The organism is Alcanivorax sp. (assembly GCF_040119285.1).
Lineage (GTDB): Bacteria > Pseudomonadota > Gammaproteobacteria > Pseudomonadales > Alcanivoracaceae > Alcanivorax.
Genome location: NZ_JBEDTY010000011.1, coordinates 40148 through 63100, shown reverse-complemented (window position 1 = coordinate 63100; position 22953 = coordinate 40148). Strand labels below are relative to the sequence as shown.

At 56.3% G+C, this 22953-nt stretch carries 20 protein-coding genes and 1 tRNA gene; 10 read left to right on the top strand and 11 right to left on the bottom strand.

Annotation, left to right across the window (positions count from 1 at the left end; all coding sequences use genetic code 11):
• Nucleotides 1–90 precede the first annotated feature (90 nt).
• The 3 genes from sthA to ABNH10_RS04175 all read right to left on the bottom strand — a co-directional run bounded on the left by sthA (nucleotide 91) and on the right by ABNH10_RS04175 (nucleotide 3502).
• A complete protein-coding gene (gene sthA / locus ABNH10_RS04185; protein ID WP_349384867.1) occupies nucleotides 91–1488 on the bottom strand; it encodes a Si-specific NAD(P)(+) transhydrogenase in 1398 nt (465 codons plus the stop codon).
• A gap of 312 nt (nucleotides 1489–1800) precedes the next feature.
• Nucleotides 1801–2490 (bottom strand): DnaA regulatory inactivator Hda, encoded by a 690-nt coding sequence (gene hda, locus ABNH10_RS04180; RefSeq protein ID WP_349384866.1) that lies wholly within the window; start codon nucleotides 2488–2490, stop codon nucleotides 1801–1803.
• A 4-nt stretch (nucleotides 2491–2494) separates the two neighbouring features.
• Nucleotides 2495–3502 carry a DUF2066 domain-containing protein gene (locus tag ABNH10_RS04175; protein ID WP_349384865.1) on the bottom strand — a complete coding sequence of 336 codons (1008 nt, stop codon included), beginning with the start codon at nucleotides 3500–3502 and terminating at the stop codon, nucleotides 2495–2497.
• 216 nt (nucleotides 3503–3718) lie between these two features.
• Between ABNH10_RS04175 and purM the strand changes: the two genes are divergently transcribed.
• From purM to ABNH10_RS04155, 4 genes are read left to right on the top strand one after another with little or no spacing between them, the layout of a single operon-like run.
• Nucleotides 3719–4762, top strand: a complete 1044-nt coding sequence (purM, locus tag ABNH10_RS04170) for a phosphoribosylformylglycinamidine cyclo-ligase (RefSeq protein WP_349384864.1) — start codon at nucleotides 3719–3721, stop codon at nucleotides 4760–4762.
• Complete coding sequence (purN, locus tag ABNH10_RS04165; RefSeq protein ID WP_349384863.1) at nucleotides 4759–5400, top strand: phosphoribosylglycinamide formyltransferase; 642 nt, start codon at nucleotides 4759–4761, stop codon at nucleotides 5398–5400. Before purM ends, purN begins: the two co-directional genes overlap by 4 nt.
• 22 nt (nucleotides 5401–5422) lie before the next feature.
• Entirely contained in the window at nucleotides 5423–6097 is a 675-nt protein-coding gene (locus tag ABNH10_RS04160) for a DUF3108 domain-containing protein (RefSeq protein ID WP_349384862.1), read from the top strand.
• A 2-nt stretch (nucleotides 6098–6099) separates the two neighbouring features.
• On the top strand, nucleotides 6100–6819 hold the full coding sequence (locus ABNH10_RS04155; protein WP_349384861.1) for a DUF3108 domain-containing protein: 720 nt from the start codon (nucleotides 6100–6102) through the stop codon (nucleotides 6817–6819).
• Here the strand turns inward: ABNH10_RS04155 and dcd are convergent.
• Both dcd and apbC read right to left on the bottom strand, forming a co-directional pair.
• Nucleotides 6816–7385 (bottom strand): dCTP deaminase, encoded by a 570-nt coding sequence (gene dcd / locus ABNH10_RS04150; protein ID WP_349384860.1) that lies wholly within the window; start codon nucleotides 7383–7385, stop codon nucleotides 6816–6818. The genes ABNH10_RS04155 and dcd overlap by 4 nt on opposite strands.
• Nucleotides 7386–7584: 199 nt before the next feature.
• Nucleotides 7585–8670 carry an iron-sulfur cluster carrier protein ApbC gene (gene apbC, locus ABNH10_RS04145; RefSeq protein ID WP_349384859.1) on the bottom strand — a complete coding sequence of 362 codons (1086 nt, stop codon included), beginning with the start codon at nucleotides 8668–8670 and terminating at the stop codon, nucleotides 7585–7587.
• A 209-nt stretch (nucleotides 8671–8879) separates the two neighbouring features.
• On the opposite strand from apbC, the gene ABNH10_RS04140 reads away from it, so the two are divergent.
• From ABNH10_RS04140 to ABNH10_RS04130, 3 genes are all read left to right on the top strand, one after another.
• A complete protein-coding gene (locus ABNH10_RS04140) occupies nucleotides 8880–9575 on the top strand; it encodes an SIMPL domain-containing protein (protein WP_349384858.1) in 696 nt (231 codons plus the stop codon).
• 12 nt (nucleotides 9576–9587) lie between these two features.
• On the top strand, nucleotides 9588–10625 hold the full coding sequence (locus ABNH10_RS04135) for an AraC family transcriptional regulator (RefSeq protein ID WP_349384857.1): 1038 nt from the start codon (nucleotides 9588–9590) through the stop codon (nucleotides 10623–10625).
• A gap of 118 nt (nucleotides 10626–10743) precedes the next feature.
• Complete coding sequence (locus ABNH10_RS04130) at nucleotides 10744–12213, top strand: DUF3336 domain-containing protein (protein ID WP_349384856.1); 1470 nt, start codon at nucleotides 10744–10746, stop codon at nucleotides 12211–12213.
• Between the two features lie 257 nt (nucleotides 12214–12470).
• On the opposite strand, the gene umuC is transcribed toward ABNH10_RS04130, so the two are convergent.
• Both umuC and umuD read right to left on the bottom strand, forming a co-directional pair.
• Complete coding sequence (gene umuC, locus ABNH10_RS04125; protein WP_349384855.1) at nucleotides 12471–13757, bottom strand: translesion error-prone DNA polymerase V subunit UmuC; 1287 nt, start codon at nucleotides 13755–13757, stop codon at nucleotides 12471–12473.
• Between the two features lie 5 nt (nucleotides 13758–13762).
• On the bottom strand, nucleotides 13763–14173 hold the full coding sequence (umuD, locus tag ABNH10_RS04120; RefSeq protein WP_349384854.1) for a translesion error-prone DNA polymerase V autoproteolytic subunit: 411 nt from the start codon (nucleotides 14171–14173) through the stop codon (nucleotides 13763–13765).
• Between the two features lie 199 nt (nucleotides 14174–14372).
• On the opposite strand from umuD, the gene ABNH10_RS04115 reads away from it, so the two are divergent.
• The gene (locus tag ABNH10_RS04115; RefSeq protein WP_349384853.1) at nucleotides 14373–14669 is read left to right on the top strand and encodes a hypothetical protein; all 297 of its coding nucleotides are present in this window, start codon (nucleotides 14373–14375) and stop codon (nucleotides 14667–14669) included.
• A gap of 88 nt (nucleotides 14670–14757) precedes the next feature.
• On the opposite strand, the gene ABNH10_RS04110 is transcribed toward ABNH10_RS04115, so the two are convergent.
• Nucleotides 14758–14831 (bottom strand) — tRNA-Gly (locus tag ABNH10_RS04110).
• A 193-nt stretch (nucleotides 14832–15024) separates the two neighbouring features.
• On the opposite strand from ABNH10_RS04110, the gene ABNH10_RS04105 reads away from it, so the two are divergent.
• Complete coding sequence (locus tag ABNH10_RS04105) at nucleotides 15025–16008, top strand: NAD-dependent epimerase/dehydratase family protein (protein ID WP_349384852.1); 984 nt, start codon at nucleotides 15025–15027, stop codon at nucleotides 16006–16008.
• Nucleotides 16009–16024: 16 nt separating this feature from the next.
• Here ABNH10_RS04105 and ABNH10_RS04100 read toward each other — a convergent pair whose 3' ends face one another.
• A complete protein-coding gene (locus ABNH10_RS04100) occupies nucleotides 16025–17002 on the bottom strand; it encodes a methyltransferase (RefSeq protein ID WP_349384851.1) in 978 nt (325 codons plus the stop codon).
• A gap of 194 nt (nucleotides 17003–17196) precedes the next feature.
• Here ABNH10_RS04100 and ABNH10_RS04095 point away from each other — a divergent pair, with 194 nt between their 5' ends.
• The gene (locus ABNH10_RS04095; RefSeq protein WP_349384850.1) at nucleotides 17197–19140 is read left to right on the top strand and encodes a transglycosylase SLT domain-containing protein; all 1944 of its coding nucleotides are present in this window, start codon (nucleotides 17197–17199) and stop codon (nucleotides 19138–19140) included.
• Nucleotides 19141–19153: 13 nt separating this feature from the next.
• Here the strand turns inward: ABNH10_RS04095 and ABNH10_RS04090 are convergent, their stop codons facing one another.
• Entirely contained in the window at nucleotides 19154–19900 is a 747-nt protein-coding gene (locus tag ABNH10_RS04090) for a hypothetical protein (protein WP_349384849.1), read from the bottom strand.
• Nucleotides 19901–19903: 3 nt separating this feature from the next.
• Nucleotides 19904–22831, bottom strand: coding sequence for a DUF748 domain-containing protein (locus ABNH10_RS04085; RefSeq protein ID WP_349384848.1), 2928 nt, complete (start codon nucleotides 22829–22831; stop codon nucleotides 19904–19906).
• Nucleotides 22832–22953: the final 122 nt, after the last annotated feature.

Sequence of the window (22953 nt, the reverse complement as noted above, 5' to 3'; positions counted from 1 at the left end):
CTTTCTACTCTGCCAACGGCCAGCGAGCGCTGACCCTGAACGTTAAAAGCCCTCGTGCTTGTAAACTTCCATCTGCGAAATTTCAGCTCTTTACCGCTTAATCCGGTTTAAACCATTGATCGCCGCCACCCGATACGCCTCTGCCATAGTGGGGTAGTTGAAGGTGGTATCGATAAAGTACTCCAGCGTATTGTTTTCACCTGGCTGACGCATGATGGCCTGACCCACATGGACGATCTCCATGGCCTGATAACCAAAACAGTGGATCCCCAGCACCGCCAACGTCTCACGATGAAACAGGATCTTCAGCATCCCTACCCGCTCACCGGTAATCTGCGCTCGGGCCAGATTCTTGAAGAAGGCCTGTCCCACATCGTAAGGTACCTTGGCTTCGGTCAGCTCCTGTTCCGTACGCCCCACGCTGCTGATCCCAGGGATAGTGTAAATGCCGGTAGGCACATCCGTTACCTGGCGGACTTCATCGCCGGCAATGGCCGCCGCGCAAAAGCGCCCCTGGTCATAGGAAGCACTGGCCAATGACGGCCAACCCACCACATCCCCCACCGCATAGAGGGTATCGGCTTCAGTCTGGTAGCGTTCGTTAACCTTGAGCTGTCCACGGTTATTGGCTTTAACGCCCACATTTTCCAGGCCAATACTCTGTGTATTACCGGAACGACCGTTACACCACAGCAAGGCATCCGCGCGCAGCTTTTTGCCGGATTCCAGCTCCAGGGTCACGCCATCGTCATCGGCCTTCACCCGCTTATAATGTTCCCCCTGGCGAATGGTGCAGCCTTGCTCACGCAGGTGATAACTAAGTGCATCGGAAATTTCTGTATCCAAAAAATCCAGCAAGTGCTCGCGAGAGTTCACCAAGTCAACACGAATGCCCAGCCCGGTGAAGATGCAGGCATATTCCGAACCGATCACCCCAGCACCATAAATCAGGATATGCCGTGGCGTATGATCCATGGTCAAAATGGTGTCCGAGTCATAGATACGCGGATGGGAAAAATCCACATCTTCCGGATGATAGGGGCGAGACCCGGTAGCCACCAAAATATTATCCGTTTTGAGCAAGTGCTGGCGGCCCTCGTGATCGTCCACTCTAACTTCGCTTGGTGAAAGGATCTCGCCCCGACCGGCAAACACGGTGACGCGGTTACGCACGTAGAAATCCGTTCTTACTTGAACCTGTGAATCAATCACTTCCCGGGTACGGGCAATCAGATCCTGCCAGCGGATTTCTCGGGGCTTGAGGATCCCCCGCAGCAAGGGGTTACGCTGGGTACGAATTACCTGCCGTACCTGATGTCTCAGCGCCTTGGAGGGAATAGTGCCCCAATGGGTACAATTTCCTCCCAGTGACGACTGGTCTTCAATAATGGCTACTTTCAGATCTTTTTTGGCGGCCTGCATGGCAGCCGCTTCTCCCGCAGGGCCACTACCAATGACAACAAGGCCCCAACCAGCACTGATATCCATTTACCTCTCCTTAACGGCTTGCCCCCTGAGTATAAATGATTACAAGCCGTTAGCGGGCCGCAAGCGCAAGGCGCAGGAGTTAATCTAAAGCCAAAGTATAGTAAGGAAATAAGGCATGAATGAAACAAACGCAAAAAGCATCACGGGAATCCGCAGTTGTCGCAAATTCAGGAACCGGTTATGGCCGTTCGCTGAAGGTATACGCCTCGGCGGGCACGCAGAATGTTCTCAAAAAGTGCCGTCTCTCTTTACCACGGGCAAGGGGGGCTGAAACATGGCAGAAGTTCTTCTCAAGCGCCTTAAACGAGCGTTTTACCAACCCAACGCATGCTTCACAAAAGGAATAGTGACAGGGCGTTGCTGCGCCAAAGCCAAATGATCCAATTTTGCCAGCAGGGCCATCAAGGCACCTGCGGAGCGCTCACTGCGCAATACAATATAATGGGCCACTTCCGGCTCCAGTCGCAATCCTCTCGCCTTGGCCCTGTCCTGTAATAACGCCTGCAAGTCACCATCTTCAAGAGGCATCAACCGATAAATCGGCCCTGCAGCCAACCGAGTGGCCAGGTCGGGCAGCATTAACTCCATGGCGGCCGGTGACGCATTGGCGGTGACCAATAAACGCCCCCCCAAGGACATCAACCGGTTATAAAGATGAAACAGGGCCTCTTCCCAGGCAGGCAGCCCAGCGAACAACTGGCAATCATCAATAGCCAGCAGCCCAAACTGCTCCATGGATTCCAGCACCTCGGGCACCAGTGGAATGATCTCGCGGGCAGGCAACAGGCAGGCATCCACGCCATTGTGCTGGGCCAGACGCACTGCGCCTTCCAGCAAATGGCTTTTGCCCTGCCCATCGCCGGCCCAGAAAAAGGCTTGGCGATCAGCCCCCTGAACAGCCTCATATAGTCCGGCCAAGGCGGCGCCGTTCGGACCCGCGTGGAAGTTATCCAGAGCGTTACCCTCACGGAGCTGCAGGGCCAAAGGAAGTTGCGCGCTCATGAATTCAACGCCAGCAATAATGCCATTGAGGGCCGGACACAACCGCACCCGAGCAGACCTTCAACCGGGGAGACAGCTCCAGCAAATTGCGTAGCTGCTCATCACTGGCACTGAAATCCAGCCCGAAGGTCAGCGTAGTCGCAGACACTTGCACCAGTGAGGCACGACGCATCCCGCTCAGGCCTCCCAGAAATTGCTGCAACGCAAACCAGTCCTGAAGCTGATCAACCTCATCCACCACCAGCAACGTGCGCAGGTCCTTCATCTCGCCTTTCACAGCATAGCGCTCGGCCAACTGGTCGGTGACGTTGCCGATCAAGGCCGTCACCGCCTCTTCGCTGTTCGCGGTCTTTTCCCTGCCCTCTTCCAGGGTGCTCTCGTCCTTCAATACCCGCCAACTCACTCTGGTCGGTTCCCCCTGGTAGAGCACCGCAGCGACAATCAATTCGTGGGAATAACGGCTGGAGGCGTCGCGTAACTGCTGATCAAAACGGCCACGGATGTCAGCCACATTCAGGTGCTCCTGGTCTTGGTTATCCCACTCGGGGATGACCAAGGTCAGCCCACGCCGCTGGGCCTCAGCGATCAGTTGTGCGTATAGCGGGTGGCCTTGCACCACCATTTCACCACGGCTCGCCCCCTGATCCACCAACCACAGTAGCACCCGGGGACGGGGCATGCCCCACACCGAAGCACCTTGGTCTGCCATGAAGGCCATCAGGCCATTCACATCGTAGCGAACCTGCAAGACACTGCCACCCTCCAGAGTGCTGTAGTCATAGCGAGTCACCCAACGGTCCAGCTGCGCCGCTGCCTCGCTGGCTAGGCTCTTATCCAGCACATCACGTTGGCCGCTCAGACGCACCAACATCTGCTCCAGACCTTCCGACAGCGCATCCTGCCGTTGTGTTTCGCCACGACCATCCACCGGCACCTGCACCGTATCCAGTGATTGCGCTTGCGCCAGCAAGCTCCATCCCAATAACACGGTCAACAATCCAATCCAACGCATGGGCGCTCATTCCAACCGAAAATTAAAGCGAGCTATTATCACCTATTCATCAGACCCACGCGAACCCGTTTGCGGTCAATGACAGAGTAAATTGAAGAACCGTAGAGGTTTGATCATCGATAAAACGTGCTTTACCCACTCAAGCGCCAAAGCAGAGGTTCCCCAGCAGGCTGGCCGGTTGCTAGAATACCCGCCTTCACCCATCCGGAGCCCCCCATGACCGAACAAAAACGGCCACTGACGTACCGTGACGCAGGCGTCGATATCGACGCCGGTAACGAGCTGGTTAAACGCATCGCCCCTGTTGCCAAGCGGACCCGACGCCCGGAAGTCCTCGGCGGTCTTGGTGGTTTCGGCGCCCTGTGCGAGCTGCCCACCAAGTACAAAAACCCGGTTCTGGTTGCTGGCACCGATGGCGTCGGCACCAAACTGCGGCTAGCCATTGATCACAATCGCCACGAAAAAGTCGGCGTCGACCTGGTCGCCATGTGCGTCAATGATCTTATCGTGGGCGGAGCAGAACCCCTGTTCTTCCTGGATTACTACGCCACCGGCAAACTGGATGTAGAGATTGCCACCAGCGTAGTAACCGGTATTGGCGAGGGCTGCGAGCTGGCAGGTTGTGCCTTGATCGGCGGCGAAACCGCGGAAATGCCCGGCATGTATGAAGGCGAAGACTATGACTTGGCCGGTTTCTGTGTCGGCGTGGTGGAAAAGGATGGCGTACTGGATGGCAGCAAGGTGGAAGCCGGCGACAAGCTGATTGGCCTGGGCGCTTCCGGCCCTCATTCCAACGGCTACTCCCTGATTCGTCGGATCATGGCTCAGGCTGAAACCGACATCGATCTGGACGGCAAACCACTGATTGAACACCTGCTGGAACCCACCCGCATTTACGTTAAATCCTTGCTCAAACTGATTGAGCAGGTACCGGTCCATGCCATGGCCCACATTACCGGCGGCGGCCTGCCAGAAAACCTCCCCCGGGTTCTGCCGGACAATACTCGTGCTGTAATCGATACTAAGAGCTGGGAGTTCCCGGCAGTGTTCCAGTGGCTTCAGCAGGAAGGCCAAGTCCCTGCCTTCGAAATGTACCGGACCTTTAACTGCGGCGTGGGCATGGTTATTGCTATACCAGCCAGCCACGTTGATAACGCTCTCGCCCTGCTGGAAGCAGAAGGTGAAAACGCCTTCTTGATCGGTGAAATTCAGGCAGGCGACGGCCAGCCAGACGTCGTTCTGGATGGATTGCCAGAGTGACTCACCGGCTAGCGGTATTGATTAGCGGCTCAGGCACCAACCTGCAGGCGATTATGGATGCCCGCCAGCACGGTAATCTCGATGCCGAGATTGCCGTGGTATTTTCCAATCGAGCCAACGCTGCAGGCTTGGAGCGAGCGTCCCTGGCGGGGATTCCCACCGCCAGCCTGGATCACCGTGATTACCCGAGCCGGGAAGAATTCGACCAGGCCATGATCAACCTGCTCACCCCCTATGCTCCGGATACCGTAGTGCTGGCCGGCTTTATGCGCATTCTCTCCAGTGTTTTTGTACGCCATTACGCTGGACGCTTAATCAACATTCACCCTTCGCTGCTGCCCAAGTATCGGGGCTTGAATACCCATGCTCGCGCCCTGGAAGCCGGCGATGGCGAACACGGCTGTTCCATTCATTTTGTTACCGAAGAATTGGATGGCGGCCCACTGATTGCCCAAGCCCCACTTCCGGTACAAACGAACGATACCGTTGATTCCCTGTCCAAACGTGTACAACAACGCGAACACTACCTCTATCCTCAGGTGTTGCAATGGCGTGCACAAAATAGACTGGAACTGACCGACAACGGAGTGTTACTGGATGGCAAGCCTCTCCCTGCACAGGGTTATATCCTCGTGTAACCCACTTATTCTCGCTGGGATTATGCTGGTGAGCCTCACGTTCTCTTCCGCCGCCATCGGGGGGGAGACGCCGCCCCCCTTTAAACTGGATTATCGCCTGAAAAGCGAAGGCATTCCCTTCAGCATTGCGGCTCACCGCTCTCTCAGCCAGGTTCAGGACGGGCTCTGGAAAATAGAAGTCCACGCCAAAAACTGGCTCGGTGAAATCCGCGAAACCGCCTTGTTTAACTGGCAGGGGTGCACCCCGCTAAGCAATTACTATGGCTATAAGCGCCGCGGTCTGGGCAAAGTAAAAGAAGCCAAACTGCATATCGACCGCCAAACGGGCGTGGCCGCCAGTGAACGCACCGACAAACCCATGCGTAGCTACGATGTGAGCAACAACGCCACCGACGAGCTTTCTGTCTCCCTGGCCCTGCAGTGCGAACTGCGCGAGGGCGCCCACGAGGTAGAACTGCAGGTGGCCGACGAGCGCGCCCAAAAGACCCACCACTACACTGTCACCGGCCGGGAGACTCTCACCATTGATGGTGACCGGGTGGAAACTCTAAAGGTACAGCGACTACGGGACAAGGACAGCGAGCGACAAACTTACATGTGGTTCGCGCCAGATCATGACTATACGCTGGTGCAACTAATGCAGAAGAACGGCGATGGCGAACACCTGATGACCCTGCAGTCATTGGGAGGGCTCTGAACGTGCGGTTAGCCCCCCTACTGTTGCTGATCGTTAGTAGCCTGGCCGTAGCTAACGAGCCTCTTGCTCCGTTTTCCGCTGAATTTCGCATTTATGTGAACAAGTTACCCACGCCGGTTAAAGCCGAGCTGATACTTGAGCCCGCAGAGGGCGACGACTATTACCACATGCAGCTCAAGGCAAAATCGTTTCTGCTCAGTAATACAGAAGAAAGTTACTTTCACTGGCGCGACTGCCAACCTCGTACCACCCGATACGTGCATGAGTTCAAAGGCTTTGGCCAAAAGCGCTTCCACCACATGGATTTCCAGTGGAACCCACCAAGGGTGCACAATGAATCGGAAGACGATAAGGAAAGCCAAGATATCCCCGCCGATACTTTAGACGAGCTAACCATCCTGCTACGAGGACGCTGCGTGTTCGCCACCGGCGACAAATCCTATTCGGTGACCAGCGCCTACGGCGATAAGGTTCGCGAACATCATTTCGAAGTGATTGACCGGGAAACGCTGAAAACCCCGCTGGGCAAGCTGGACACCCTGCTAGTGGAAAAGAAACGCACCGGAGACAGCAAAGAAAAACGGCGCACCCTATTTTGGGTAGCACCGCAGCTCAATTATATGGTCGTCCAGGCGAAACACATTGAAAGCACGCTGTTGAAAGCCGACATGATCATGATCGACTACAACGGCCCGGAGCCGGAATCAGCACTCGCTGATTAAGCGCGCGGCAGGGTCACGCCACGTTGCCCCTGGTATTTACCCGCCCGGTCCCTATAAGAGGTTTCACACACCTCATCGGATTCAAAGAACAGCATCTGCGCCACCCCTTCGTGGGCATAGATTTTTGCCGGCAGAGTCGTGGTGTTGGAGAACTCCAGCGTTACGTGCCCTTCCCACTCCGGCTCCAGCGGTGTTACGTTAACGATAATGCCGCATCGCGCATAGGTGGATTTCCCCAAGCAAATAGTCAACACATTGCGAGGGATACGGAAATATTCCACCGTGCGTGCCAGCGCAAAAGAGTTCGGCGGAATAATGCAATACTCCCCTTTCACATCTACAAAGCTGCGCTCATCAAACGCTTTTGGGTCCACCGTGGCCGAATGGATATTGGTGAACACTTTGAACTCATCGGCACAGCGCACATCGTAGCCATAGCTGGACACACCATAAGAGATCAGTTTTTCACCGTTCTCATCCGCACGAACCTGCCCAGTCTGAAATGGCTCAATCATGCCTTTCTCTGCGGCCATGCGGGAAATCCAGCGATCCGATTTAATAGTCATTTACGCCTCAATGTTCCAAAGTAGTTAGCGTTCAAGCGGCCAATGGTATAGGTGGCACGCTACAAGCGACAAGCGACAACGGGCAAGAAGTTACGCCATGCGCAGTCAGGCTGCACGTGCTGAACCGTATCGCTCACATTGCAGCTTGGGCCCTATGCCTGCTGCCGATTGACTACGGCCTTGCATGCGTCTTGTCTTCTCAATGCTGCACGATATTTGGAAACGCTCGGTTTCCCGCCTCGGTCAGTGACAAGCGCGCTGCCATGCGCCGCGCCGCCACACGGTAAAGCGCTGCTTCTTCGCTGTCGGGAAAGGCATGCACCACCGGCTCGCCTTTGTCCGCTTGTTCGCGGATGCGTAGCGACAACGGCAGTGCGGCCAGTAATTCGGTATCGTACTGCGCCGCCATTTTGCCGCCACCGCCCTCACCGAAGATGGCCTCCTGGTGTCCGCACTGGCTACACACATGCATGGCCATATTTTCAAGAATCCCCAGCACCCGGATATCCACCTTGCGGAACATTTCCACCCCCTTAATGGCATCCAGTAAAGCAATGTCCTGGGGCGTGGTAATCACCACAGCGCCGGCCACAGGAATTTTTTGCGCCAGAGTGAGCTGAATATCTCCGGTACCCGGTGGCAAATCCACTAACAAGTAGTCCAGCTCATGCCAGCGGGTCTGCTCCATCATCTGCACCAGCGCGCCGCTGGCTTTCGGCCCACGCCACACCACCGGCGTCTGCTGGGTTGTCAGGTAGCCCATAGACATGGTCTGCAAACCGTAGGCATCCACCGGCACAAAGAATTTACCTTCCAGCAGTTGCGGTCGAGTACCGTCGGGCAATCCCAACATCAACGGCTGACTGGGCCCAAACACATCCGCATCGAGCAAGCCCACCCGGGCGCCCTCTGCCTGCAAAGCCAACGCCAGATTCACCGCCGAAGTGGATTTTCCCACCCCACCCTTACCGGACGCCACAGCAATAATATTAGCCACTTGATCCCGAGCCGGCAGGCTGCTTTGTGCCCGGTGCGGCACAATATGGCTTTCCACGTTCAATGACAGCGAGCGCGTCTCAAGCACCGGCGCCATATGCGCGTGAAGGGCATCAATCAAGGCCCCACGTATACTCTCGCAAGGGAACCCCAACATCACCGTGGCCGACACCGACTCCTCGCTCACCTGAAACGCACTAACAGCACTCACATGATCCAGGCTGACACCCAGATCATCGGGGATAAAATCGCCCAGCTGCTGTCGAATGCGTTGTTCCTTTTCATTCATGGCTGTACTCATGCCCGTACTCACCGATTGCCTCTGCTTCACGAGCTGCGATGATAGGGGCTAACGGACTAACAACCAAGGGTGCCTTTGCCCTGCGTTTTTTAAGAAGAAACCATTGATTCAAATGGTCTGTACAGCATAAGTTGCGTAAACCTGACCGATAAGCAAAATAGAGCTTTGCCGCTTGCACGGCAGCACAAGGAGATGTCATGAAAGTTGTATCCGCTGCGACCCTATTGATCGTCGGCACACTGGCCTTGGCCGGTTGTGATAACACCACCGTCAACAGCACCCGCGACAGTATTACTGTGTCCGGTAACGGCGCAATCAGTGCCCAACCCGATCGTTTCATGGTCATTGCCACCGCCAGCCAGAAGGGCGATGACATGGCCGAGATGAAAGACCAGGTAGATGATGCTGTCAGTAATATGCTGGACTTGGCGGACGACCTGGATATTGAAGAAAAGTCCGTCACTGCCAGCACCATGCGCATCACTCCCCAGTGGCAGTATCAACCCGAGCGCAAATTACTCGGCCACCAAATCAGCCGCGAAGTGAGCTTTCAGGTAGACGGCCTTGAAACCTATGCTGAACTGCTGGAAGGATTGGCCGAGCAAGGGGTGCGCAACATCCGGCCCGCTGGCGCTCAAGTGAGCAACCGCGACAAACTGGCTAAAAAAGCGTTGGAAAAAGCGGTTGAAGATGCTCGCGAACGGGCAGAAATCATTGCCGAAGCTGCGGACCGCGATCTGGGCGAAGCCTTTCAAATTCAGGCCCAGGGTATTAACTCTCCGCAGCCTGTAATGATGATGGCGCGGGCCAAGGATAGCGGTGCAGCGGAAAGTTACCGCCCAGGCGAAACGGAAATTTCCGCTCAGGTACAAATCACTTTTGAACTAGACTGATCAGGCATCGTCATGGACGCATTGGGCCAGATTTGTAGCGCTGCACTTCAACAATACCTGGCCCACGCAGACGCCCGTGGGCTGGATACGAGTGCCGCACTGCAACACGCCAATCTGGACCCGGTGCATATCCAACAGCCGGATACCCGCATCCATGGTCAGCATTTTCAGACCTTACTGCACGCTCTTATCGAGCAATCCTGCGACCCCCTCTTCGGTTTACATACCTCTGAATTCGTGCAGCCGGGCTCTTATAATGTCATGGGCTACATTGCCATGAGTGCCAGCACACTCCAGGAAGCCCTGTCGAAAGTCAGCCTGTATGAAAAGCTGGTAGGCGACATGGGCACCACGCAAACCACCCTTGATGCCCATCAGGCCGCGATCCGCTGGGATTGCCTGTACCGAGAACAACCGGCGCGCCAGCACCTGATTGATAACGTGCTTGGCTCCTGGGTGCGCTATGCCCGCTGGCTCACTGGCAACGACCAGTTGGCACCGGATCAGGTCTGGCTGGAGCACCCCGCCCCACCGGCCGCCCAAGTGGATGAATACCGGCGCGTATTTCTTTGTGATGTGCTGTTCGAACAACCCTGTTCCGCTTTGGTGGGCCCCCCACAGTTACTCCAGCAACCCATCCGCCAACCAGATCCGCTGTTGCTCTCCACTCTGGAAGCCCACGCCATCCAGCAGCTGAATCAGCTGGGCGTAGACACCCATCTCAGCCAACGGGTGAAGCAATGTATCCAGGACGCCATCGGCCATTCCTTGCCGCGTAAGGAAACCGTCGCCGAACGGCTAGGCATGAACGTTCGTACCCTGCACCGCCGGCTAGCCGACGAACAGCAGAGCTGGCAAAAGCTGCTTGATTCCGTGCGACTGCAACAGGCACGGCACCTGCTCACCACCACCAGCTTGCCCCAGGCCGACATTGCCGCAGCCCTGGGTTATTCCGATATTCGCTCTTTTCAGCGCAGCTTCAAACGCCATACCACCATGACCCCTGGGCAGTACCGAAACACGCCCAAAGATACGCAAATAAGCTCATAGCTGCGGGCATTATTATTTCCTCCCCAGCACTTTTTATCCTACAAGCCCTTAAATCTTGCCCCTACCCCTGTCTATACTGACATCAGTCAATGACAACAACTCATGGTGGAGAGCCTCAATGAAAGGCACCCTCAAACAGCTCGAACGCGCCATCGACAAGGCGACTACCTACGATGAATGGTATGAAGCCAGCCAGGAACACGACCGCCTTTCCGGCGCGGACAGATGGAAAGAGGTGGACCGCTCGCCCTACTACGACTATGAATTAATTCGTAACCGACTCTGGCAGATTCGTCAGGCCCGCGAGCGAAACGACGTGAATAAGCTGGTTTTCCATTTGCACGAAGGCCTGCATGGCAACTTGGGCAACATCTCCAACCCTCGCCTTTATCAACACAGCCGTGTAGGTACTAAACGCCTCATCGAAAACTATCTTAGCGAAGTTTCCACTGCGCTGAATTACCTGTGTGATGGCAACTTCAAGGAATTCGGGCTAAAGGAAAAACTCGACTTTTTTGAAACCACCGGCCAGGCTTTCGGGCAAAGCTGCCTGATGTTATCCGGCGGTGCCGCGCTGGGCCTATTCCATATTGGTGTGGCCCGCTGCCTGTGGAAACAAAATTTGCTGCCCTCAGTAATATCCGGTTCCAGTGCTGGCAGCATCATTGCTTCGGTTGTGGGCACCCATAATGATGAAGCGTTAAAAGTAAAACTGGAGCCGGAAAACATCTATCTGGAAGCATTCAAGGTGCTGGGCTGGAAGGGCCTGGTGCGTGGCACGCCGGTACTCGATGGCGACCACTTGGAAGCCTGCCTGGAAGAAAACATCTCCGACATGACCTTTGAAGAGGCCTATCGGCACACCGGGCGCGAAATCAACATTACCGTCAGCCCCTATGATCGTAACCAGCGTGCTCGCCTGCTGAACTGGCGCACCTCCCCCAACGTGCTGATCCGCAAGGCCTCGCTGGCCTCTTGCGCTATTCCCGGCATCTACCCGCCCGTTTCCCTGTGGGCGAAGAATATCGATGGCGAGCGCGTACCTTACATTCCTGGGCGCAAATTCGTCGATGGCTCCATTGTTGACGATCTTCCCATCCGCCGGTTGGCACGCCTCTATGGCGTCAACCACTCCATCGTCAGCCAAACCAACCCCCATATCGTGCCCTTCCTGTCGCGCAACGAAAACACCGACAGCTCCCTGAGCACACTGGGCGATTGGGCTTTGCGCAACGTGTCCATGAACCTGCGCTATGGCTTACAACTGGTAAAGCACCGGGTAGCTTCCAACGACCTTGGGCTGATGATTGACAAGGCAAAAAGTATGGTGACGCAGAAATACATTGGTGACATCAACATGATCCCTCCCCGCCAACCACTCAATGCCCTGCGGATTCTGAATAACCCCACCCTGCAAGATGTGCAAACCTATATCCGCAAAGGTGAAAAAGCGACCTGGCCAAAACTCGACATGGTTGCCAACACCACATGCATAAGCCGCACCTTCCGCGACTGCCGCGCACGCCTGGACCGCATTGAAGAACGCATGCTGGACCGAGTAAACATGACTTCGATAGCTAACCAGTGAGCCTCGCCACGGCAACAACAACTGAAAGCCGTGCTTGCCTCACCGTGTGCCCATTATTAATAACAAACCCGCTGGCCCCGAACGTGGCCAGCGTGGGGGCAGCTAGTCAGCAAGGTGATCTTTAGGGCGCGCATGTCATCATCGCATGGAGCGCACCGAACAAAGCCCGCCATCGCCAGATCAAACCGGTGCACCGTGCGGCGCTCTTACCCTGCTTATCCGAACTGAACTCAAACGCCAGTCACAAGGCACAAGGCCTAACGCACCACCGGCAAATCAGACCAGCGGCTGGTATAGGCCGGAGACAGATGCGCCCTGCGCATGGCCCAGGTGCTGTGCTGATTTCCCTGCATCCCCCGCCCCGCCAACCACACCTTACCCACACCACTCTGGTTGATGCTATCCATGACGGCCATTAACGCTTCCCCGCGCCGGCCAGTCTCCGGTTCTGCAGGTCGCTGCGTGGCAAATAATCCGCACTGCACCTGATCACGCCCGCGCAGATCCGTGAGGATCACGCCCGCCTTGCCATAGCGATAGCCCGGCCGCCATAACTGCGCTAGCAACGCCTGCGCCTGACGCACCACCAAGCGGGTATCTGCCGTGGCTGGCGACAACGCAGCACTGAGTGTATCCGGGAACAACTGCTGTGGTTTGCCCATGGGGGCGGTGCGCAAATACACCGTCACCCTGCCTGCATATAGCCCCTCCTTACGCAGAGACTCCATGGCCCGGGAAACAAAATCACTCAGTGCCTGGCGCAACGGCGGCAATGCCGCCACCGGCTCACCAAAAGAACGGGAATGAATCACTTGCTGACGGGGCGAAGGCTGGGTGTCCAAAGACAAGCAAGGCTCCCCGTTCAGCTCCCGCACCAACCGCTCCTGTACCACGGAAAAACGCTGGCGGATCATCCCGACATCGGCCCGAGCCAGATCCAGCGCCGTGTTGATACCCAGCGCCTCAAAGCGCCCACGTAACCGCCGCCCCACTCCCCATATCTGGGAAATCGGGGTTAACGACAACAGCTTGTCGCGACGCAAGGGGTCGCTGAGCACCACCACGCCGCCCGTGGCCGGGTAACGCTTGGCCGCATGGTTGGCTAACTTGGCCAGCACCTTGGTGGGCGCCACACCCACACACACCGGCACGCCCACCCAGCGATCGATACGTGCGCGAATCTGCTGGGCCAGGGGCAGTAGTTCAGCCGTTTTCATCAACGACACATCCAGAAACGCCTCATCAATGGAATAGACTTCTACCCGAGGTACCAACGTTTCCAGAGTTGCCATCACCCGCTGGGAAATATCCCCATACAGGGCATAGTTGGAAGAAAACACCGCTACCTTGTGCCGGCGGATCAAGTCGTGGGCCTGGAACAGTGGCATCCCGGTTTTCACCCCTAACACTTTGGCTTCCACAGACCCGGCCACAATGCAGCCATCATTATTCGACAGCACCACCACCGGCCTGCCCTGCAGATCCGGGCGAAACACACGCTCACAGGCAGCGTAAAAGCTATTGCAATCAACCAGCGCAAACATAGCCGTTACTCACCCGCGAGCAAACGCCCACCACCGCGCAAGGTGTGCAGGGAAAACGTGACCACGCCGAACAAATCCAGCCCTTCTTCTCCGATCAGAATCGGCGCATAAGCCGCATTTCTCGGCTTGAGCATGGGCACAGGAAGCAACTGCAGCTCCTTTACTGTGAACTCGCCTTCCAGCGACGCTACCACCACGTCACCCGCCACCGCTTCCAGAGAACGATCCACAATCAGGATGTCACCGGAATAAATGCCGACATCCACCATGGAGTCGCCCTCTACCCGTAGCAAGAAGGTGGACGCCGGATGGCGAATACACAATCGGTTCAGATCAAGATGCTCATCCAGATATCCCTGGGCCGGGGACGGAAATCCGGCAGAAACAGGTTCACTGAAAAAAGGCAGGGAAGACATGGCAATACACCGCAAACAAGCAATCGGTAAAGCATGACAATATACTGACCATATGTACAGCACAAGGAAACCAAACCGCATTCAGCGTTACATCACACCGCAATGGCTCACAAAAACCGACAAAAATACCAAGCAACTACTATCCACCCTCTGCAACGGCTGGCGTAACGTGTTGGCAAAAATACTAGAGAACCAATGGATGCATACCGATAATCATCACCGCTGGATGTACGATTTTCTGGATGAAATGGGCCTTCCCCTCAGAGCCGAACTCTTAGGCTATGTGCTGTACGAACCGCAGCAAAATGCCTTTATCGCTGGCAACAACACCGTAACGGCCCCCTCATCCCCCCAGCCACTGGTGAAACCTTGTGCCTGGGCGCACTGCTACCCCTGTATCGTGCAGGCTAGCAATGCCGCTAATACATTGGGAACAGAATACGAAATCCATGCGCTTTTCCAGCTCGACAGCCGCTATCTGTCCTGTCCGCTATAATTAATTCACCGGGTCGCGAGGGCCACCCTGAATCAATCGAGAATGCTCCAGACATTAAAAAACCGCCTAAAGGCGGTTTTTTAATGTCTGGAGCGGGTGAAGAGAATCGAACTCTCGTATGCAGCTTGGGAAGCTGCCGTTCTACCATTGAACTACACCCGCAAAGCCGAAACGGCAATATAGTCAAAAGCCGCTGGCTTGGCCAGCGCTGAAGAGCAATCTTGTGTTTTGCGCAAACGGCGCTTTTCAACAGCATGGCGGCAGACAAACAAAGCAGTTGCCAGCCTTCACTTCTGTGCGTATAGAAGAACAAAGACAAACAACAAATGTACATCAGCGAAAGAAGGACATTGACATGCCCGTGGCATTTATCAGTGGAGGCCGAGGATTCCTCGGTGGGCATATTATCGACCAGCTTCTCGACAAACAGTGGGAGGTGGTTGCCCTGGTGCGCCCCAACAGTGATGCCAGCACCTTGCATGCAAAAAAGGGGGTGTCCGTCGTTCAGGCACCGCTAGACAATGCCACCGAACTGGCTCTGGTCATGCCCGCGGCGCCCGATGCGGTTTTTCACGTGGCGGGCAACACCAGCCTGTGGCGCCGGGGTAATGCACAACAATACAAAGACAACGTCCTCGGCACCCAAGCCATGGTTAGCGCCGCCCTGAAAAATGTGGCCGGTCGCTTTATTCATACCTCCTCCATTTCCGCCTGGGGCATTCAAGATACCCCCATCAATGAACAGACCCCTTCCAATGCCGCCAATGACTGGATCGGCTACAACCGTACCAAGTTTCTGGCCGAACAGGAGGTGGAAAATGGCATTCGCCAAGGGCTGGATGCTGTAATCATGAACCCCTGCGGCATCATCGGCGCCGGCGACACCCACAACTGGTCGCAGATGATTCGCATGATTAACGACGGCAAACTCCCCGGGGTGCCGCCTGGCGGTGGAAACTTCTGTGCGGTGGAAGAAGTGGCGCGGGCCCACATTGCAGCCCTTAAGCATGGCATCTGTGGCGACCGCTATATTCTGGCCGGTGTGGAAGCCAGCTTCCTGACCTTGGTACAGACCATTGCTGAGCAACTGGGGCGCAAGGCTCCACGGCGCACCGTCCCCCCGGCACTACTCAAACTGGCGGGCCAGCTCTACCCCATCGGCAGTCTGTTCACCGGTAACGAACCCAGCCTGACCCCGGAAAAAGTCGCACTGGTTACCAGCCGGGTCCATGCCGATGGCAGAAAAGCCGTAGCGCAACTGGGGTTTGATGATCAGGTACCCTTGGCCACCATGCTGGAAAACTGCATCGCCTGGATGGCCCAGGAACGCATGCTGTAACCGCCAGCGTGTAATCTCACGACAATACTGCCCGGTAGACACGGAAACGGGTGGTTTCGCTGGCCACCTGCACATGGCTGAAAGCATCATCCAGCCACTGCACATAGGGGAGCTCCCGATTGGCAACCAGCCATAACACGCCACCCGGCTTTAGATAGGTGGGCGCCTCGGCAATTAGCCGGCGGGTAATATCGGTAGTACGCTGACGGCGATCGTGGAATGGCGGATTGGTGACCACCATATCCACCCGCCCCTGAATGGGGGAAAACAAATCCCCCCCCATGATTCTGCCTTGCAGGCCGTTGCGTGCCAGGCTTTCAGTGCTGGCTGTTACGGCACTGGCGCTCACATCCACACCCTGAACCTGCCAGCCATGACGGGCCAGCCAGACGCTGATAACCCCTGCCCCACACCCCATATCAATAACTTTGCCGGGCTTACCCAGGTTGTGCCCCTCCATGGCCTGCAGCAGCAGAGCACTGCCCTCGTCCAGACGGCCATGGCTGAACACCCCCGGATAACTCACCGCTTCCTGGCCTGCTACCTCAAGCACCTCTCCCCAGGCGTTCAAGGACTGCTTTTCGCCAGGTTGCAATAAACCACTATAGAGTTTGCAGTGGCGGGCACTGTCCTCCAGCACAGACACATCCACATGGGCATCCAGATACTTCAATGCACCCCTAATCCCCCCTTTTGCCGGGCCAATCAGCCACAGCTCCGTGGGTTCAGCGATCTCGCCGGCTAACCAGTTGAGCAGAAACCGTAACCGCTCAAGCGACTTCGACAACGGCAGCACCAGCAAGTCAGTGCCTGCGGGCACAGTGGGTGCTGGCGCCCACTGTTGCGCCCCGATGGTGTAGTCATCCGCATGCACATGCACCGTGGCATCCACCGATAGGGTTTTCAGTGCGGGATCATTCGCATCAACCACCAGCACATTACGCCCGGCAAGGGCATCGGACTGGCGCAGCAATAATTGTGTTGTGTTTTCCATGGGCTCCGGCTCAAGTCAACAGCGGCGGCAGTATAGTGCATATCGCACAGCGACGGACAAACATGCGGCTAACAACATCCTCCCCGCGCTAAGCCATCAGTAGAATCCTTCTCAAGTTTTACATAATCACCACGCCAAACGCATAGTCAGCCCGGTAGAATTAACGTATTCATTCCAACGATGTGGAGGCACAAATGGGTCGCACTGCGCCATTAACTCGCGCTGCACTGTTTGCCTGCTGTCTGTTTTCTTCGTTGGTTGTTGGCGCTACCGATAGCGGCAACTTCCATCAAGCTCTGGACGCAGCACGCAACGATGACTGGGAAACGCTTTCCCGGCAGCAACAGGCCGTGGGTGATCAGCATCCCCTGCAGGCCTATCTGGACTTCCACAGACTGCGCGCAGCTTTGCCCCAACTCAGCGCAGACAAAGTGATCCAGTACGCTGAACAATACCCGGATTCCCCTCTACCCAAGGATATTCGTCAACTAGCCATTGTTGCTTACGGCAAGGCAGAAAAATGGCAGGCGCTGCTGGCCATTACCGATAGCGCCCCCAGCGGGGTGGCACTGCGCTGCTATTACCACCAAGCGCAATGGGAAACCGGCGACAAGGCGGCGCTGCAAGCAGCGAAAGAACTCTGGGCCACCGGCCAGTCTCGCCCCAACAACTGCGACCCGCTGTTCAGCGCTGCCCGTAACGCTAATATCATCGGTGACACACAAATCTGGGAGCGCCAACAGTTGGCCTTTGATGCCCACAGCGAGGGGCTGATGCGCTACTTAGACGAAATGCTGGCCGACAGCGACTACGCCAGCGCCAGCGAGTGGCTGCAAAAGCTCTACCAAAGCCCCCACAAAGTGACCGAGGTGCCTCGCAGCCTTCCTGACACTCAACGCCAGGCACTGCTGTCCGCCGGCTTACGTCGCTGGGCGTATAAAGATACCCAAGCGGCGCGCAAATGGTTCGATACCCAAAGCAGCCAACAAGGCCTCACAGACAAGGCGCTACGGGAGCGGGCCGGCACCCGCATAGCCTGGTACTCCACGATCCGCGGTGTGGAAAGCAACCGCCAATGGCTGGATAACTGGCTAACCAATCACCCCGACACTTCGCTGGTGACACAGCGAGCTCGTCGCACTGTAATTGAACAGGACTGGGACGCGCTAGATGAATGGGTTATGCGCCTACCCGAGGGAGACCGCAATGATTCGCGCTGGTTATACTGGCGCGCTCGTGCGCTAGAGAACACCGATCAGCCAGATCAGGCCCGCGAGCTGTATCAACAGGCCGCCCAGCAACGTAACTTCTTTGCCTTCCTGGCCGCAGACCGGCTGGGTGAACCATACCGCTTCTCCGAACAGGAGCACCGCTCCTCGGCCACTTTCACCCCACCGCCTGCCACCACCCGTATCCGCATGCTTCGGGAGCTGAATGAGCCTTACCTGGCTCACAAAGAGTGGATGTGGTTGATGTGGCATAGCAACAAGGCACAAATTGCCGATCTGGCAGACTACGCATTGGCACAAAAATGGTACGACCTGTCGGTGCAGGCCTCTATCCAGGCCAAGGCCTGGAATACACTGGCATGGCGCTTCCCACCCGCGTATCTGTCATTGTTTGAAGAGCAAGCCAAACCCCACGGCTTGGATCCCTGGCTCTCTATGGCCGTGGCCCGTCGGGAGAGCGCCTTCAATCCTCAGGCCCGCTCACCGGTGGGCGCCATGGGGCTCATGCAATTGATGCCGGCCACCGCCCGCAAGGTGGCAAAAGACGCCGAAATGGGCAAGCCCACCAGCAAAACCCTGCAGGATAAACACACCAATATTGCCCTTGGTAGCCGTTACTTAGCGGAACTCCTCGACGATTTCAGCGATAACCGTGTGCTGGCTCTGGCGGCTTATAATGCAGGCCCCAGCCGGGTGAACCGCTGGTTGGAAAATGCTGAAGACGGCGTGCCTGCCGATGTATGGATCGAGTCCATTCCCTTCCGCGAAACCCGGGATTATGTTCAGGCAGTGCTCACCTACCGGGCTTTATTTGTAGGTATGCACGATGACCAGGCACGCAGCAAACAGCTGCTAACCAGTGACGAGAATGACGAGCTGTATTCCCTGAGCATGCTGGATCAGGACTGACCGTAAAGTCGGATCAGTCCAACTGGCGGATGTGGTAATCCAGCCGCGCCGCCGCTTTCGCATGGCTCAGCGCCGGGGTTACCGCAATGCGCCGCCGCAGGTGAATACTGCGTGCGGGCTCACGAGTGAAAGCAATCACCGCATTGTGGCAATCACTGCAAGATAAGCGAAAGCGGCTGGCGAAACTTTTCATGGCACGACGGCCCGAGGCTGAACTGTCACGGTATTCCTGCCAGTCACCGAAATTCATCACCAAAGTGCCCTGCTCCGAAAGATTGTTGCGCAAGCACGCCTGCCAGCCCGCATCGGCGGGCACCGCCCGGCTCACCTGTTCATTGCTCGGGGCAAACAGGTCTTCAATAATCAGATCGAAAGGCTCGCCCTGATACTCCCGCAACCACCGCTGCGCATCTCCTTGCCAGGTCTCTACCCCAAATGCGTCGATGCCGAACACATCGCGTGCCACCTGAAGGTGGGCAGCGTCCAGTTCCACCGCCATCAACACATCCGGATCCAGCAGCTTACGAATCGGCGGGATCAACGAGCCGCCGCCAAGTCCCAGTACCAGCACCCGACGAAACCGAGAAGGCTCATGTAACAGGGCCGGCAGCCATAACAAATCCCACACACTGCCTGTCAGCAAACGTTTGGGGTGAAACTCCGAATGCTGGACGCCGTTAGCAAACAACCGCAAGGTCTGCCCGGCGCGGCGTACTTCGTAGCGCACCCCGTCCTGTTCTGTTTCCCAGATCGATGTCACCGATTATTTTTCCAGCGTCAGCGTCAGGCCAGTGACTGTACCGTCCACTTTGAATTCATTCAGGTACAGCCGGGACGGTTCAATATTGAAGCCTTGCACCAGCGCCGCTTTAGCGTTTTCCGAGCGTAACCGCGCCAACTCCATCAAGTTTTCTTGATTCACTGACTGTGTCTCTGCAGTGAGCATCGCATCCCAAGCGCTACGCGCTAGCAGACTATCACGCTGCTGGTCATCTTCGGGTAAAGGTGCGCTGATCAATGTTTCCACATCGCGATCATAGTCAGCCTCGTAACGGCGAATCAGCTTGCGACGCCATTCCTTTTCCTGCACGGCCACATCAATACCCAGCCACTCATCACCCGCCACATCCTCACCAATGGTTTGGCCGGCGATAGCGGCACGGTCTTCTGCACTGGTGGTCCCAACCAGGCCAATATGTAAATGCGGTTTGTCCGTTAGCACCTTGGCCAGTGCCTGCAAAGAACCGGTTGTCTGCACACCTGTCTCAGCACTGCCCGGTTCGAAGGCAATGGTTTCCAGGTTCTCGCCACCGGCCAGGCTGGCCAGCACAGAAAACGGTGCCGTAGCGGCTTTGACGACAATATTGGTCAATACCTTCAAGATCATGCCACTGACACTGAAACTGGGATCATCCAGATTCCCGGACATTTTCACCGGCAAGGTAATTTCACCGGAACGACTACGCAGCACAGACAGGCCTAGTTTCACCGGCGCGCCGACCGCTTCCTTACTGGGCACTTTTTCGCCGAGATAGAACTCATCCGCGAGAATATCGGCAGAACTGCTCAGAAGGTTCTCTTCAATGGTGACCTCGGAATCCACCCCCAAACGACCCTTCTCTACCCGGTATCCCAGGTACAGCCCGGTGTAAGGCGAAAGGCTCGTCATTTCATAGTTATGCAGTGACACTAGCATGTCCGTGGACAACGGCTCCGGAGACACGTTGCCCTTAATAGAGAAAGGGGCATATCGATCTACTTGTCCACTGAGATTCACGTTGGCAGTGCGCCCCGGACGGGTATCCAGATTAGCCACCGTGCCTGCCAGTTGGTATAGCCCAATGCGAAAATGGGGGCTTAGCGATAAATTTTCATGGCGCACCTGGCTGCCCGCTAGGCGGACTCGGGCAACGGTTACCTGCCAAGGTTTCGACGATGCAGATGCAGAAGAAGAGCCGCCCGAGGACGCCGGCATACCGGCCGCGATGCGCGAGGCCACATCGTCCCCTTGAGCATCCACCCGATGCAGCATATCCATACCGGTGAGCTCAATTTCTCCCACGCGAATCTGCTGGGTTGCGGTCGCCAATGACAAATCTTTGACCTGACCGTTATTCACCTTGATCAAGGGACGACCGCCCTCCAGCAGGTTCAGGTTGGCCACGCCAACGCTGCCATTTACGGTAATATCTGGCGCCTCGCCTTTCACCGTAGATTGCAAATCCAGGCTAAGCTCCCCACTGGTCATTTTCAGTGGTGCCTCGCGCTCCAGCCAGGGGGACAACGGCGCCAAGGGCAAACCGGACAACGCCCCCTTCGCATTGATCGACAACGGCGCCAACTGACCCTCGCCGGAATGGGTCAACGAGCCTTGTTCCTGCAGTGTGGCCTTGCCTTGCCAGCTAAACGTAGCCTCTTCACCTATAATAAGGTTGCTCAGGGTGAGGCCACCGTCGGTAAGCGTTATCGTTTGTGCCGGGTTCAGGGTGCGATCCGTGAAGCGCAAGGTATTCCCTTCTATTGCCAGGCTATCCAGCCGGGTAACCCAGACCGTCTCGGCCTCGGCAATGCGCTCAGCTGCCTCTTCGGCCTTTTCTTTCACGTCTTGCTTGCGTTGCTCCGCCTCTTGCGGATCCACCGGCAGGAATAGTGTGGCGAGATCCAGCCCACCCTCCGCCAGCACCGCATTCACTTGAGGCTGCTCCAAGGCGACTTTAGGCAGCTGTATTTCTTTCTTGGCGCTATCCACGGAAATGCCTGTCACGGTCAACGCAGGCACCTCAATACTTGGCGCTTGCTCACCGGGCTTCTGAATCTGCAAATCCCGCAATGTGAGTTCACCATTGTTGACCACCACTCGCTGGTTCGGCTCAGAGCTGAACCGGTAATCCGTTTGCAAATCCAGTTCGCCAGAAGGGACGGTAAACCTCACCTCGTCCTCGGCCAATTTAGCCAGCGACACGAGATCGACTTTCTCTATGCTTAGATGGCCATGGGCCAGAAACGGTGAAAACGCAAAATGGCCATTCCAATCAAAAGCGCCACCCTCCGGCCCCTCTAAATGAATAGCGTAACCATTCTGGTCTTCCCCTTTTGCGACCGTGGAAAAGTTTGTCACCGTGAACGCCACAGGCAATATTAGCGGGTGGGGTTCCTTGCCCGTAGCTTCGGTATAACGCAGTTCTCCGTGGCTGAGCGTCAACTCATCCACGGAAATATTCGGCAACGACGAATCCGCATCAGAGCCGGGGTCTACTTTCTCGTCGCTCCCTGCCAATTGCGTTTCAACATGGGCGATGACGTCGTCGAAATTAAAAACCGACCCCGGATTGCGCTGAGCTCTCAGGTTAAGCCCTTCAACACCGATTTTCTCGAAATGCCAGCGCCAGCTGAACAACGAGGAAACCTCAAAATTCACATAAAGTTGGTTAAACCCCAATAGAACGTCTGTTTGCTCATCGTTGATAGCAAAACCGCTGACCGTGGCACTCAACGCCAGCGGATTAATTTTGACCTCGCTAATCACCACCTCACGGCCAGTCAATTCAGCAAGGGCATCTCGGGCGTTATCGCGTACCAAGCCGGGAGCCACAAAAAAACCCAGCAACGCGTACAACAAATAGAGGCCGGCCAGAATCACCAGCACTCTGGTCGTCCAGCTGCTGCCCTTCAACGCCTGTCTAACTTTCACGCCGCTCTCTCCGCCGAGGTTAAAATTCTGACACTATGGTAACAGTTGGGCCGGGCAATGGCGCCCCAAACCCATTGCTACACCGCGGCGGCTGTGGAGAATGAGTCCATTGATTTCAGGAG